Here is a 13499-nt window from a genome sequence, read left to right on the forward strand (position 1 = left end):
GCAGATGTGGGATGAATGGAGCCGATGAATCAAAGACAGATCGAAGCATTCAGACTGGTGATCCTGCGCGGTTCGATGACTGCTGCCGCTGAAGAACTTGGCACTTCGCAGCCGAGCATCAGCCGGCTGATTTCGGAGCTGGAAGCGTCGACGGGGCTTGCGCTGTTCACGCGCAATGGCGGGCGGATTCAGGCAACCGATGCTGGCAGCGCGTTTTACAGCGAGGTGGATCGCAGCTTCGTCGGCCTTGAAAAACTCGCGCATTCGGCGCGGGAAATTCGCCAGTTCGGCAGCGGACGCTTGCGCCTCGTCGCCGCGCCGGTGCTGGCGTTGTCCTTCGTGCCGATGGTGATTGAGCGCTTCCTGGCGGCGTATCCACGCATTGCGATCTCGCTGGAGATGCGAAGCGAAGGGACTATTCAGCGCTGGGCGTCGTCGGCGCATTGCGACGTTGGATTCGCGACGACCACGCCCGATGTGTTCGGCGTCACGAGCGCCGAGCTGTACAGGTTGGCAGGTGTGTGCGCGCTACCTGCAGGTCATCCGCTCGCGGCTCGCGAGCACATCGAGGCGCGCGACCTCCGGGACCAGAGCCTGATTCTGCCGTCGTATGCGGACGATACGCGCTCGTCGCTGGATCGGGTGCTGCGGCAGGCCGACGTCGCCCAGGTGCCGACCATCGAAACGCCGTACGGCGCGACGATTTGCGCGATGGTGTCGCGCGGGTTGGGCATTGGCGTGGTGAATCCACTGGCGACTTACGGTGCCAACCCCGCGAAGATCACGTTCCGGCCGTTTTCACCCGATGTGATGTTTCGCGGTTTCACGGTTTGCCCGCAGTTGCAGCAGCCGAATCCGATCGTTAGAAGTTTTCTGGAATTGGCCCATGGTGTGGATCTGCGGGAGGCCTGTGATCGTGGATAGCGCGAGTGTTAGCGAGGGGGCAGATTCGGGCTGAAAGGGTGTTTGTGACGTCGATCGCAAGACGGGCGAGACCGTTCTCCGTGTCGGAATGACTGTGCCCTCAGCGGACCATGCGACGTATGCGGCTTCAAATGGCCCCTGGAGGGGCCGGCCTTTGTTTGCGTGTCTGAAATAAGGTAGGGGTAATTGATGGCTTTTGGTAGAACTTTGCTGCAAGGTCAGTGGCGCTGTTCGACCCGTTGCCGACGGTCGTGTCGCCAACGAGCCAAAGACGGGTAACGAAGCGGCCCGGTCATTCAAACCGCCTTCTCCGGCGGTCCCGTTGCGGATGCTCGACGCTCAAGCACCGTGCGGCGGCTGCATGCCACTTGGGTGCCGTCTTGATCCCGGCCTCCGTTCACGCCGCGCGACTACTGAACTGCGTCAATGCCCGGAACTTCGCGCGCGGGCGCATTGCTGGCATGTCTGGTCCCACGGAAGGAAACCGTGCCGTTGTCGGACCGCGCGGGCAACGCATTCGCCGGCAGAATCAAAAAATCGTTACCGCTCCGTGGACGAACACGCGAACGCGATCGTTGGCTAGCCCGACAAAATTCTGGAAGCAATAAGGGTTCTGGCTGCTTGCGCGGCCTATTTTAGCGTCCAACACTTTGCCATCAATCCGGCTCGCCAGATAACTGTCCGGTATATCGGACATCCTAGTGTTTCGACGGTAAATGTCGCGAACGCGAGGCCCAGCTGGGAGCGGTTTCTCAGACCAACCCTCATCAGGATCTGAACATGAAGTTCGCCACCAAGGGCGCCAAGGCCGCCTTGCTGTTTGCCGCAACCGCCGTGAGCGGACTACTCGCGCTCTCCGCCTGCACGAAAGTGGCGACGCCCGAACAGGGTCCAGCGGCAGCGGCGCCTGCATCGACGCTTCAGGCCGTGCTTCAGCGCGGCACGCTGCGCGTCGGCGACTGCCTCACGTTCGCGCCGTTCGGCTTCTACGACAAAGACGGCAATCCGGACGGCTACGACGTCGACCTTGCCAAGGAACTGGCGAAGCAAATGGGCGTGAAGCTCGAAGTCGTGAACACCACTAGCGCGAACCGCATCCCGAACCTGCAGACCGCCAAGGTCGATGTCGTGTTCTGCAACTTCACGCGCAACCTCGAACGCGCGAAGGTCGTCGAATTCACGTCGCCGTACGTTGTCGCCAGCGAAGCGATGCTCGTGAAGAAGAGCAGCGGCATCCAGTCGGCGAAGGACATGAGCGGGCGCACCATTGCCACGGTGAAAGGCTCGACCAACGGCGACGAAGTCCGCTCGATGGGCATCCCCGTCAAGATTCAGGAATATGACAGTTCGCAGGCGGCCATTCTCGCCGTCAAGCAGGGCCAGGCCGATGCGATGATCGAGGACAACAACTTCCTTGCGTATCAGGCGAAGCTCGATCCGGAACTGGCCGTGACGAACGAAGCACTCGTACCGCTCGAGTACAACGCGTTCGGCGTGAGGGCGGGCGACCAGGCGTGGCTCAACTATCTGAACCTGTTCCTGTTCAACATCAATGCATCGAAGCTGAATGCGCAGTTGTACAAGAAGTGGTTCGGCGTCGATCCGAGATATCCGCTCAATCCGCAGTTCTGAAGCGGAGGCGCAGATGAGCTATCAATGGCTGACTCTATGGGGCTATGTCCCCGAGTTTCTGAAGGCCGGCTGGCTGACCTTGCAGGTCACGTTGCTGTCGTTCGTGCTGGCGCTCGCGCTCGGTCTGATCGCGGCGCTTGCCAGCATGTCGCCGTCGGCCATCGTGCGGTTCATCGCGCGGGCTTACGTCGAAGCCTTTCGCAATACGCCAGTGCTGCTGCAGATTTTCATCGTGTTCTTCGGCTTGCCGTCGATGGGCATTGCGCTCGATGCATATTGGGCCGGTGTCATCGCGCTGGGCGTGAACGTGGGCGCGTATCTGTCGGAAGTGTTTCGCGCGGGCATGCAGTCGGTGCCGCGCGGACAGGTTGAAGCCGCCGGCATTCTTGGGCTGGAAAGCGGGCAGATTTTCAAAGAGATCGTGTTGCCGCAGGCAGCGCGTGCGGTGTATCCGGCCATCGTCAATTATCTGATTCAGTTGTTGCTCGGTACTTCGCTGTTGTCGGCAATTGCGTTGCCCGAACTCACCGGCACCGCAACCGTCATCAATTCGCGCACGCTCCTGTATGTCCAGACGTTCGCGGTCGTGCTCGTCGCGTATCTGGTGCTGAGCAATGTGCTGTCGTGGATTGCCAGTCAACTCGGCGCACGCATGTTTCATCCGCCGCTCATCGTGAGGCCGGGTGCGCGTTGGGTTGGATTCACGCTGCGTCGTGCGAATCGTGCATGAGGGATTGAGCCATGTCACTCGAATTGCTGAAAAACAGTCTGTCGATTTTGCTGCAAGGTCTCGTGACGACGCTGCTCTTGTCGGTCGCGGCGATCGTCGGGAGCACGCTCATCGGCCTGCTCGCCGCTGTGTTGCGGACGTTCGGGCCGTGGGGCACGAACGGAATCGCGAAGCTCTATACGGAGTTGTTTCGCGGTACTCCCGTACTCATCACGCTGATGTTCATCTACTTCGGCGTCTCGTATTTCGGCTATGCAATCGATGTCTTTGCAGCGGGCGTGATCGGCTTGAGCGTGTATCAGGGCGCGTATATCGCGGAAATCTTTCGCTCGGGCATCGAGTCAGTGCCGAAGGGACAGTGGGAAGTCTCGCAGATTCTCGGTCTATCGCGCACACAGGCCTTCGCCTCAGTCGTGTTACCGCAGACCGGACGCATCGTGTTGCCGCCGCTCGTCGGGCAGTATCTGTCCCTCATCAAGGATACGTCAATCGTCAGCATGATCGGCATGTCCGAACTGATGCACGGTGGCCAGTCGATCGTGGATCGCATCGGCAAGCCGGTCGAGATTTACGGACTCGTCGCGCTGATCTATTTCGTCGTGTGCTTCCCGCTTTCGCAATGGGTGCGCCATCATGACCGCCGGAGACTTACGTGAGCGATTCCATCCAGAACAAGCCCGTCATTTCGCTGTCGGGCGTGAGCAAGGCATTCGGCGCGACGCGCGTTCTCAACGAGATCAATCTCGACGTGCGCGCAGGAGAAGTGCTCGTGCTGATCGGCGCATCCGGTTCGGGCAAGAGCACTGTGCTGCGCATTATGGCCGGACTGGAGACGACGGACTCCGGCGAAGTGTGGGTCAACGAAGTGCCCCTGCACGATCCGAAGCGCGCGCGCGAAATTCGCGGCCACGTCGGCATGGTGTTTCAGCAGTTCAACTTGTTCCCGCATAAGACCGCGCTCGGCAATGTCACCCTCGCGCTGATCAAGGCGCGCGGCATGTCGCCCGCCGATGCCCGCAAACGCGCAATGGATACGCTCGACCGCGTGGGTCTCGCGGACCGCGCGTCGCATTATCCGAGCCAGTTGTCGGGCGGACAGCAGCAGCGCGTCGCCATTGCGCGGGCGCTGGCGGTCGAACCCGGCATCATGTTCTTCGATGAAGCCACATCCGCACTCGATCCCGAACTCGTTGGCGAAGTGACGGAAGTGATGCGCGGCCTCGCGCGCGACGGCATGACGATGGTCGTCGTGACCCATGAAATGGGCTTTGCGCGGAAGACGGCGGATCGCGTCGTGTTCATGGACAAGGGCGTGATTGCAGAGCAAGGCGACCCGGAGCAAATCTTCGTCAACCCGTCGAACGAACGCACGCGACAGTTTCTCAGCCGTGTGCTCGACCATTGAAGGGTGAACGAATGTCAGTAACGGAATCGTCGCGCGCGCGAGGCGTGGACCGTGTCATCGATATCTTCAGGAAGCTGCATCACGCGCAGCGGCCCATGACGATGCGCGAGCTAATCGAAGCGACCGGCTCACCGCGTTCAAGCATCTACGAACTCGTCGCCATTCTCACCGAAGTGGGCTGGCTCGAAACATCGGCGGATGGCAATGTGTTCTTCGGACGCGAGATGCATTACTACGGCTCGGACTACGCGACGCACAACGACCTCATCAGCCGCGCGCATCAGTCTATTCTCGCGCTCGTTCGCAAGTACGACGAGACCACGCAGTTGTGCATGCTTGAAGGGAACAAGTACTCGGTCGTGCTATCGGAGAACAGTGCGCGGCCGTTCAACATCAGCTCGGATATCGGCGTGCGTGTGCCGATTCCGTGGACCGCGACCGGACGCCTGCTGCTCGGTCACATGAACGCCGACGCCATCCGCACCCTGATTCCTGCAGATGACTTCGTGCTCGACAACGGCGTGCGCATCGATTTCGATGAATTCATGCGCGATGTGCAGTACGCGAAAGCGCTTGGCTATTGCTGCACGGAAGGCCTGTCCAACGCGTTCCGGCTTTGCATGGCCGCGCCCGTTCGCGACCGCGCGGGCACGCCGATCGCCGCGCTGTGCTTCATGACGGGCCGCGACACAGACCCCGAACGCCGTCGGTCGATGCTGGACGATCTACTTCAGTCGGCGCAGGCGCTTTCGCATCGCTGACATGGATACACGGCTTCAGCGTATCGATGAGTTGGAACAGGAGAACGCGGCGCTCAAGGAAGTGAACGATATTCTGCGCAAAGCGGTGGCGTATTACGCGCGTTCGCTCAGCGGATTGGCGAACGAACACGCTGCCGCCGCACGGCCACCTCGCGCGGAGGTTCCACATGAAGCGGCAGCATCGCTTCAGGATGAGCACGCGACTCTTACACGTGCGGCAGCTTCGAGCGAAGAAGGAAGTTCCTGATTTTTCTGCGGTATGCGAATGCTCATGCTCGGAAGAAGCATGGACGCAGTCAACGTCGAACCATGCGACGCGCGAAAGCGTCACCTCCATTGCGCCTATACCGATGCACTGAAGAGTGACTACTGATGGGGCACCGCTTTGCCTGCTGAAAGGGCCGTGGCGTTGAGAAATGCGCGGGGCGTACTGCCGGTCAGCCAGCCAGGCACTTTCGGAGCCTCTGTCGCGTCTCCGCGACGGAACGCTATCGCGGCGACCTCGAAGTCGAACGGCTAATTCTGGAAGTCAAACGAACGCACGACTTGAGCGTCGAAGACGCGTCGCGAATCGAAGGGCCGTTCGGTGGGTGTTGCAGCCGTTCAAAAGGCACGTATCCCCGCTCACTGGACCGCTGGTAGTGGCAGAACCCTGCCCGACGCCTGGCACGGTGAACTCGCAGACCACGCATCGCTCGTCGGACCGAAATCGACCCTGAACCGCCGCTGGGGTTGGTGAAACATTAATGGCAGCTTCCAGGACCGTTTCGGACAACGGCCCCCGCTATTCGCTGCACCTCGTAGCCGGTGGTGTGTGCATATCGTTCGTGCGACGTGACAGGGCGCGCTTGCCGTCTTGCTCATTCCTTGCTCTCAGGAAACATGCATCCGCCATTGCGGACCAGCGCCTTCACCTCTTCGCTCACCTGTAAGGGGCTTTGACTTAATCGAGCAACGAACTCCTTACGGCGCCGCACGTACGACTTCGAATCGTGCTTTGCGCTCCAAAGGACTATGTTAAGGACAATGGGAATGAGGTCCAGGCCCTTCTCGGTCAGCCTGTAAAAGTCCCTGCGCCCGTCGTCGGCGCTCGGTGTCCTCGAGAGGATTCCCTGCTCCTCAAGAAAGGCAAGACGGGAAGCCAGGACATTGGTCGCGATTCCCTCTTCCGATTTCAGGAACTCGCCATACGTCTTTTTGCCAACAAAAACGATGTCGCGAATGATCAGGAGCGACCACCGGTCGCCGAAGATTTCCACGCCGTAGTTCACTGCGCAATGAGACCGAATGTCTTCTTTAGATGTCGTCTTCATGGCGAGATATTAACATCACTTGCATATCGCAAGTAAATTCCGTTGTTTACTTGTTTTTTGCAAGTAAAATGTCTAGCATGGTTGTCCGGGAGTACGAGCAGCACCCAACAAACCAGGAGGCTGCACATGAGCACTATCAGCATCATCGGCACAGGCGGCATGGCCGCAGCGATCGGCGGCCTTGCCGCCAAGGCCGGACACACCGTCGAGGTGATGAGTCGCGACGCCGTCAAGGCGCGGGCGCTCGCCGAGCAGATCGGAGCCGGTGCGACGACAGGTACGTTCGGCGCCGCCCCGCCCGGGGACATTGTCATCCTGGCGGTTCCCTACTCCGCCGTTCTTGACGTGGTGAAGCAGTATGGCGAAGAGCTGGCAGGCAAGGTTCTTGTCGACATCACCAATCCGGTCGCCTCCGACCACACGAGCTTCGTGACCCCTGGAGACAGTTTCGGCGCGAAGGAGATCGCCAGGGCCGCCCCTGCCGGTGCGAAAGTCGTCAAGGCGTTCAACACCCAGTTCTCCCACGTCCTGGCGGTCGGTCCCGTCCCGGGCCACCCATTGGACGTGTTCATCGCCGGGGACGACGAGCACACGAAAGCACGCGTCATCGAGAGCCTCGGACTGCGTCCAATGGATACCGGGCCGCTGTCCATGGCGAGGACACTGGAGCACGCCTGCCTGCTGTCGCTGGGCCTCCTCACCCACTCCGTCAAGCACACCAACTTCTCAATCGGCGTCAGCCTTCTCGGCTGAGTGCACCGGTACCATCGCTTCCCGCATCACATTACTCATAAGGAACATTCACATGCACGTATTCGTCACTGGCGGGACCGGCCATTCCGGTCCGTACATCATCTCCGACCTCATCGCCGCCGGCCATGAGGTCACCGCCCTGGCTCGTTCAGACAAGGCGGCGGCTGCGGTGTCCGCACTCGGTGCGAAGGCGCGTCTCGGTAGCCTCGAGGATCTTGACGGTCTTAAAGAAGCGGCGGCCGCCTCCGACGGTGTCATCCATGTCGCACACCGGCAAGACCTGATTCCGGTGGGCGGGATCAACGCCGTGGCCGATGCGGAGCTTCAGATCATGCTCGCATATGGCGAGGCGCTGGCCGGAACCGGAAAGCCGCTGGTCTCATCGGGAAGCATCGGCTCGCCCGGCTGGGAAGACCTGGGTCGGCCGGCCACCGAGGAGGATCCGCCTCTTCCCGGCGGCGATCCATACAAGTACACCTTGCGGGTTCGTAACATCGTGGAAACCACTGTAATCGGCCTCGCCGAAAAAGGTGTGCGGTCTTCGGTCGTTCGGATTCCTGAAATCATGCACAGCGCGACCGATAACGCCGGCTTCCTTCCGCTGCTGATCGGGCTGGCGAAGGAAAAGGGTTTCGTCGGTTACCCTGGAGACGGAGCGAACAGGTGGGCCGCCGTGCACACCCGCGACCTCGCCACCGTGTTCCGCCTGGCGCTTGAGAAGGGCGCCGCCGGCAGAAGCTGGCACGCGGTTGCAGACGAGAGCATTCCATACCGCGAGATCGCCGAGGCCATCGGCAGTCGCTTGAAGCTGCCCGCCGTGCCCATTCCCGCGGACGTGCTGATGCTACCGGGGTATTTCGGGTTCCTTGCGAATCTGGTCACGCTGGATACCCCGGCATCGAATGCCATCACGCGCCAGACGCTCGGCTGGACACCCACGCAGCCCGGCCTGTTTGCCGATATGGACAATGGCCACTACTTCCCTGCCAGCTGAGCTAAACGGACGACAGGGACTCCCACATCACGGCGCGCCCGACCAGGACACTATCCTCCCGGAGTGATAGGAGGGTGACGCAAGTGGCTTGGCGCACACGAAAAACATGATGGGCGAAAGCCCCGTACAGATTACGGGCATACCCCAGCTCAGAAGGATATTTTACATGAGCACTATTAGCATCATTGGCGCAGGAGGCATGGCCACGGCGGTCGCCGGCCGTATTGCCAAGGCAGGACATACCGTCGAGGTTCTGAGCCGCGACCCAGCCAAAGCGCGGGCGCTGGTCGATAAGCTCTCAGCGGGGGCGACCACAGGGACTTACGCCGCCGCGCCGACAGGCGATATCGTCATCCTCGCCGTGCCGTACGGCAGTGCGGCGGCGGTAGTGGCCGATTACGGAGACGCGCTCGAAGGCAAGGTGATCATCGACATCACCAATCCGGTTGCCCCGGACCTTTCCGGCCTCGTCACCCCGCACGGCAGTTCCGGCGCGCAGGAGATCGCCAAGGGTCTTCCCGCCACCGCGCACGTCGTAAAGGCGTTCAACACCGTCTTTGGCCACGTCCTTGCCAGGAACGGACGCTTCGACGCGTTCATCGCAGCCGACGATGCGCAGGCCAAGGCGCGCGTCTCGACCTTCATCGAGAGTCTCGGACTGCGTCCGTTGGATGTCGGTGGCCTGCACATGGCCTCGACGCTCGAGGCGCTCGGTCTGATGATGATCGGCCTGGCGAAAAACGGCGCCGGCACCTGGGATATCGCCTTGAACGTCGAGATCGGCTGAATCACCGACGCCGCGTCCTCACCGGCAGGTCCACAACCCCATTGGGAGCAAGTTATCTCTCACGTCGTTCTCATCAACCCACTCCAGTTGAGTTGTTTATCGACGGCGGCTTTTCGACCACATGAAATCGTGGCGAAGAGCGTGGGAGCTAAACGCTGCGGCTTGGCCTGAAAACCCTGCGGCAGATCAAGGGAGTAGAGACCGTCCGACTTCAGGGACGCGATCGTTCCCTCCCTTGCTCCAGTCGCGGATTTATTCAGATCGTATCCGACTGGATCGGAAACGATCTGACGTCGCAGAAATGGAGAGATTTCGATGAGCACGCTAGAGAATGTCCAGATTGTGAAGGATTTTTTTGCAGCAATGGGCCGCGGCGATAAGCAAGGTCTGCTGGCGATTTCCGTCGTAGTTGGTTCCCGCATCGAGCAGTGTTCGAATGGCGGCACATTCGAGTGGATGATGAAATGCGTCAGGTACTTGAGCGCTTAAGCCGCATCGCGATTGAAAAACGTTCGGCGGGATGTATGCTGACTGACGTCTCGAAACAATCGCCCGCCGAGTCCAGATAGCGCCGGACGATCCTGAGCGCCGCGGCTCCGTGTTCCACGCGGAGCCGCTTTGCCATCTCTTCCGAAAGCAACACCGCCTGAATCCCCTGCTGGATCTCCGTAATGCTGTGCCCGTACCGCTCCTCGATCAAGGAGCTGATCAACTGGTCGGGCTGCTCCCGTGCAACATCCGCCACGTCAGCATATTCGGGCGCGGTGTACACGTCAGTCCATCCGACCGGCGCGCGGCCTTTTCCTCCATCGATGCGCAGGCTCGAAATGCGCAGGAACCGCGCCCCTTCGGCACATTGCAGCGTCTTGGCCAGATCGCGGTCCGCGACGACCATCTCTGTCGATTGCACGAGCCGCAGATGCTCCGAGCCAAACTGGGCCAGGTCTTCGACGGAGGCAAGCGTCGGCCGGAATTCAGTCCTGGGGCGCGACGACTCGACGCGAGTTCCCGCGTTCTTGCGGCGTGAAACCAGACCCAGCTGCTGGAGTTCATGCAACGCTGCGCGCACGGTATGGCGGCTCGTGCGGTAGTGATCCCGCAATTCCAGCTCGGTCGGCAGGACGGTGCCGACGGGATATTGCCCGGAAGCAATCGCTTCGGTGAGTTCGCGCGCGATTTCCGCGTAATGGGGTCGATTCATCTTGTCGTCTCTGGGAATGTCTTCGTTCTGCCTGCTACGGGTAAATCATAACTTGCCTCGACATGTCCGAACATATTAATCTCTATATGTCCGGACTTATCAGCTGCCACTTTTCCCTGTCCGCCCTCTCTTAGTTCGAATTCTCGAGGTCGCAATGACACATGTCACCGTTCCGATGGCCAGCACCGTGGTCGATTCCATTCTGTTTCGCGACGCTTTCGGCACCGCCAGGATGCGCGCAGTGTTTTCCGATCACGCGCTGATCCAACGCTATATCGATGTCGAGGTTGCGTTGGCTAAAGCAGAAGCGCGCGCAGGCGTGATTCCCAGCGATGCAGCCGAAGTGATTGCGCGTGAGTCGACGATCGAACGCATCGATTTCGATCACATGCGCGAAGAGACCGATATCGTCGGCTATCCGATTCTGCCGCTAGTGCATCAACTGGTCGAGATGTGTGGGGACGCCGGCCGCTACGTTCATTGGGGCGCGACGACGCAGGACATCATGGACACCGCGGTCGCGCTGCAAGTGCGCGACGCACTCGATTCGATCGATGACGATATCCGGGAGTTGCGCACGATTCTCGCGGATCTGGCGAAGAAGCATCGCGACACGCCGATGGCCGGCCGCACGCACCTGCAGCAAGCGCTGCCGGTGACGTTCGGCTACAAGGTTGCGATCTGGCTTGCGATGTTCGATCGTCATCAGGTACGGCTTAAGGAGATGCGCGAACGCGTGGCCGTGGTCGAATTCGGGGGCGCGGCGGGCACCCTTGCATCGCTTGGCGACAAGGGCTTCGAAGTGCAGAAGGCGCTCGCCGAGGAACTGAAACTCGGCGTGCCTGCAACGACATGGCACGTCGCGCGCGACGGTTTCGCCGAAGCCGTGAACCTGCTCGCGCTGATAACGGGCTCGCTCGGCAAGATCGCGCTCGACGTCATGATCATGGCGTCCACTGAGTTCGCGGAGGTCTACGAGCCGTTCGTGAAGGGACGCGGCGCGAGCAGCACCATGCCGCAGAAGCGCAATCCGATTTCCAGCGAACTCATGCTGGCGGCGGCAAAGGCAGTGCGCCAGCATGCGGGCCTGATGATCGACGCGATGATTCAGGACTTCGAGCGCGCCACCGGCCCGTGGCATGCTGAGTGGATCGCCATTCCCGAAAGCTTCATTCTCACCTCGGGCGCGTTGCATCAAGCGAAGTTCGCGCTAGGCGGCCTTATCGTCGATGAAGCGCGCATGAAGCACAACCTCGGCATCAGCAAGGGTTTGATCGTCGCGGAAGCCGTGATGATGGGCATGGCGCCCTACACCGGACGTCAGCAGGCGCATGACATCGTGTACGACGCATGCCGCACGGTGAACGAACATGGCGGCACGCTTGCGCAAGCGCTTAATGCGCTGCCCGAAGTCACGAAGCACTTCGACCGCGCCGCAATCGACCGCATGACCGATCCCGCGAACTATCTCGGTCTTGCACCGCAGATGGTGGACCAGGCCGTCGCACTGTCGCGCGAAATCTGAACCTGAAGAATCGAGAAGGAACACGCGATGCATAACGAACACGTATCACACGGCGACGCGACCGTCGCCACGACGAAGAAGCTGCCGTGGTACCGCAAGCTCGGCATGCAGGTGCTGCTCGCGCTCGTGACCGGCATTGCGGTCGGGTTGTTGTTCCCGAAGTTCGGCACGCAACTCAAGGTGCTCGGCGATATCTTTCTCGCACTCATCAAGGCAGGCGTCGCGCCGCTCGTGTTTCTCACGATCGTGCATGGCATCGCTTCGGCGGGCGACGTGAAAAGCGCGGGACGTGTGGGCTGGCGCTCGATCGTCTACTTCGAAGTCGTCTCGACCATCGCGCTCGCGTTCGGGCTGCTCGCCGGCAATCTGCTACAGACGGGCAAGGCGATGACGTCCGTCACCGCCGGCGCCGTGCCCGCGATCGCGACCAAAGCTGCACCGCAGAGTTTTACCGGGTTCGTCATGCATATCGTGCCGGACAACTTCATCGGCGCGTTTGCGAAGGGCGAGCTATTGCAAGTTGTCGTGCTCGCGGTGATGGTCGGCATCGGCATTCTCGCCATTCCGGAGCACCGACGCGTGCGCGTCAACGAAGGGCTGGATCTGATCTCCGAAGTGCTCTTCTCGTTCATCAATCTCGTGATGAAGCTCGCGCCGCTCGGCACGCTCGGCGCGATCGCCTTCTCGGTGGGAAGCAACGGCACGGCGGTGCTGATCGCGCTCGCGCAGCTCGTGTTGAGCTTCTATGCAGTGATCGTGCTGTTCATCGTCGTTGTGATGGGCGTGATCGCGAAACTCTCGGGTTTCAGTCTGTGGCGCTTTCTCCGCTATATCAAGGACGAAATCTTCATTGTGCTCGGTACGGCGTCATCCGAAAGCGTCCTGCCGCGTCTTCTGATTAAACTCGAGCGGCTCGGTTGCGCGAAGCAAACGGTCGGGCTCGTGTTGCCTACCGGCTATGCGTTCAATCTCGACGGTACGTCGATCTTCATGTCGATGGGCGTGATGTTCATCGCTCACGCGTACGGCGTGCCCATCCCGCTGGATCATCAGATCGGCATTCTGCTGCTGATGCTGCTGACGTCGAAGGGCGCCGCCACGGTGTCCGGGGGCTCATTCGTCGTATTTGCAGCGACGGTCACGTCGACGGGCATCCTTCCCGTCGAAGGCCTTGCGTTGATCTTCGGCGTGTACCGCTTCATGTCGATGGCGATCGCCACGTGCAATACGATCGGCAACAGCCTGGCGACGGTAGTCGTCGCCAAGTGGTCGCGGACCCTTGATGAGGCAATCGCTGAGCGACATCTGCATCCTGAACGTTACCCTGAAATTGCGCGGGCCGATGAAAGCCTTGCCGGCGGCAATCTGCTGCCCGAAGACATGAACGATGCAAAGCATCCTCACGGCGTTTCGTTCAAAGGCGCCCGACACACGCGTTGATCGAATGTCGCATCGCCGCGGTGCGCGGGCCTGT

Annotated in this window: 15 protein-coding genes; 12 read left to right on the plus strand and 3 right to left on the minus strand. The window is 60.7% G+C overall.

The window, feature by feature from the left end; all coding sequences use genetic code 11:
* Positions 1 to 24: 24 nt before the first annotated feature.
* From ACZ9H4_RS19800 to ACZ9H4_RS19825, 6 genes are all read left to right on the plus strand, one after another.
* Positions 25 to 924, plus strand: coding sequence for a LysR substrate-binding domain-containing protein (locus ACZ9H4_RS19800; RefSeq protein ID WP_476120438.1), 900 nt, complete (start codon positions 25 to 27; stop codon positions 922 to 924).
* 780 nt (positions 925 to 1704) lie between these two features.
* Positions 1705 to 2556 (plus strand): ABC transporter substrate-binding protein, encoded by an 852-nt coding sequence (locus tag ACZ9H4_RS19805; protein WP_408143700.1) that lies wholly within the window; start codon positions 1705 to 1707, stop codon positions 2554 to 2556.
* Between the two features lie 13 nt (positions 2557 to 2569).
* Positions 2570 to 3286 (plus strand): amino acid ABC transporter permease, encoded by a 717-nt coding sequence (locus ACZ9H4_RS19810; protein ID WP_408143702.1) that lies wholly within the window; start codon positions 2570 to 2572, stop codon positions 3284 to 3286.
* A gap of 11 nt (positions 3287 to 3297) precedes the next feature.
* Positions 3298 to 3942, plus strand: a complete 645-nt coding sequence (locus ACZ9H4_RS19815) for an amino acid ABC transporter permease (protein WP_476120441.1) — start codon at positions 3298 to 3300, stop codon at positions 3940 to 3942.
* Positions 3939 to 4691 (plus strand): amino acid ABC transporter ATP-binding protein, encoded by a 753-nt coding sequence (locus ACZ9H4_RS19820; RefSeq protein WP_408143705.1) that lies wholly within the window; start codon positions 3939 to 3941, stop codon positions 4689 to 4691. Before ACZ9H4_RS19815 ends, ACZ9H4_RS19820 begins: the two co-directional genes overlap by 4 nt.
* 11 nt (positions 4692 to 4702) lie before the next feature.
* Positions 4703 to 5452 carry an IclR family transcriptional regulator gene (locus tag ACZ9H4_RS19825; RefSeq protein WP_476120444.1) on the plus strand — a complete coding sequence of 250 codons (750 nt, stop codon included), beginning with the start codon at positions 4703 to 4705 and terminating at the stop codon, positions 5450 to 5452.
* An 860-nt stretch (positions 5453 to 6312) separates the two neighbouring features.
* Here ACZ9H4_RS19825 and ACZ9H4_RS19830 read toward each other — a convergent pair.
* The gene (locus ACZ9H4_RS19830) at positions 6313 to 6765 is read right to left on the minus strand and encodes a winged helix-turn-helix transcriptional regulator (RefSeq protein ID WP_408143709.1); all 453 of its coding nucleotides are present in this window, start codon (positions 6763 to 6765) and stop codon (positions 6313 to 6315) included.
* Between the two features lie 126 nt (positions 6766 to 6891).
* Between ACZ9H4_RS19830 and ACZ9H4_RS19835 the strand changes: the two genes are divergently transcribed.
* From ACZ9H4_RS19835 to ACZ9H4_RS19845, 3 genes are all read left to right on the plus strand, one after another.
* The gene (locus ACZ9H4_RS19835; RefSeq protein WP_476120446.1) at positions 6892 to 7518 is read left to right on the plus strand and encodes an NADPH-dependent F420 reductase; all 627 of its coding nucleotides are present in this window, start codon (positions 6892 to 6894) and stop codon (positions 7516 to 7518) included.
* Between the two features lie 52 nt (positions 7519 to 7570).
* Positions 7571 to 8512, plus strand: a complete 942-nt coding sequence (locus ACZ9H4_RS19840; RefSeq protein WP_476120448.1) for an SDR family oxidoreductase — start codon at positions 7571 to 7573, stop codon at positions 8510 to 8512.
* Positions 8513 to 8678: 166 nt separating this feature from the next.
* A complete protein-coding gene (locus ACZ9H4_RS19845) occupies positions 8679 to 9299 on the plus strand; it encodes an NADPH-dependent F420 reductase (RefSeq protein WP_476120804.1) in 621 nt (206 codons plus the stop codon).
* Positions 9300 to 9358: 59 nt separating this feature from the next.
* On the opposite strand, the gene ACZ9H4_RS19850 is transcribed toward ACZ9H4_RS19845, so the two are convergent.
* Complete coding sequence (locus ACZ9H4_RS19850) at positions 9359 to 9622, minus strand: hypothetical protein (protein WP_476120450.1); 264 nt, start codon at positions 9620 to 9622, stop codon at positions 9359 to 9361.
* Between ACZ9H4_RS19850 and ACZ9H4_RS19855 the strand changes: the two genes are divergently transcribed.
* Positions 9615 to 9788 (plus strand): hypothetical protein, encoded by a 174-nt coding sequence (locus ACZ9H4_RS19855; RefSeq protein WP_476120452.1) that lies wholly within the window; start codon positions 9615 to 9617, stop codon positions 9786 to 9788. The genes ACZ9H4_RS19850 and ACZ9H4_RS19855 overlap by 8 nt on opposite strands.
* Here the strand turns inward: ACZ9H4_RS19855 and ACZ9H4_RS19860 are convergent.
* Positions 9769 to 10500: a GntR family transcriptional regulator gene (locus tag ACZ9H4_RS19860; RefSeq protein ID WP_408143719.1), complete on the minus strand. Its 732-nt coding sequence runs from the start codon at positions 10498 to 10500 to the stop codon at positions 9769 to 9771. The two genes, ACZ9H4_RS19855 and ACZ9H4_RS19860, sit on opposite strands and share 20 nt — an antisense overlap.
* Positions 10501 to 10654: 154 nt before the next feature.
* Between ACZ9H4_RS19860 and pcaB the strand changes: the two genes are divergently transcribed.
* Positions 10655 to 12025 (plus strand): 3-carboxy-cis,cis-muconate cycloisomerase, encoded by a 1371-nt coding sequence (gene pcaB / locus ACZ9H4_RS19865; protein ID WP_408143721.1) that lies wholly within the window; start codon positions 10655 to 10657, stop codon positions 12023 to 12025.
* A 27-nt stretch (positions 12026 to 12052) separates the two neighbouring features.
* Positions 12053 to 13465, plus strand: coding sequence for a cation:dicarboxylate symporter family transporter (locus tag ACZ9H4_RS19870; protein ID WP_476120454.1), 1413 nt, complete (start codon positions 12053 to 12055; stop codon positions 13463 to 13465).
* The last annotated feature ends 34 nt before the right edge of the window (positions 13466 to 13499 follow it).

The sequence above is a fragment of the Paraburkholderia sp. TE9906 genome, assembly GCF_056279605.1.